The organism is Bacillus sp. SIMBA_074 (assembly GCF_046534555.1).
Classification (GTDB): Bacteria; Bacillota; Bacilli; order Bacillales; family Bacillaceae_G; genus Bacillus_A; species Bacillus_A mycoides.
The window spans coordinates 1-494 of the sequence record NZ_JAWRYM010000105.1; the positions used below are offsets into that span (position 1 = coordinate 1).

Genomic DNA, 494 nt, shown 5'->3' on the forward strand with positions numbered 1-494 from the left:
TTTTTATGATGGATAAGTGGAGAGCAAAGATGAAGCTACGTGGTTCATTGATGAGGGCATTTAAACTTGGTGGAATCCACAAGCAAACTACAACGCAATCAAAGACGTATACACGTTATCCCAAGATTCATGATGTCCATATTCATGAGGAAAATGAAGCTGTCAGATTCACTTTTACCTTACCCGATGGTGTTAATCCTGATTTGGTTTTGAAACAAGAATGGGTATTCAAACAGTGTTTTGGAAATAACATTGAAATAGATGGTAAGGTGAAGAAGTTTATCTTGTGGTGTTATTCAAAGGACATGGAAAAAGATATTCCATACGAGTTTAAAAAAATTCAATCTCATTTGAAGGGTAAAATAATCCCTATTATGTGCGGTGTAGATAGGTTAGGTAAGATGAATGTGAAGGATATGGCAGAAGAACATCATATGTTGCTCACAGGAACTACCGGAAGTGGTAAGAGCTCATTAATTAGGGGAATATTGACC

1 pseudogene is annotated in these 494 nt (G+C 36.4%); it reads left to right on the top strand.

Annotated elements, in window-relative coordinates:
* Positions 1-29: 29 nt before the first annotated feature.
* Positions 30-494 (top strand): annotated as a pseudogene (locus SB773_RS30015) (FtsK/SpoIIIE domain-containing protein); the annotation flags it as partial.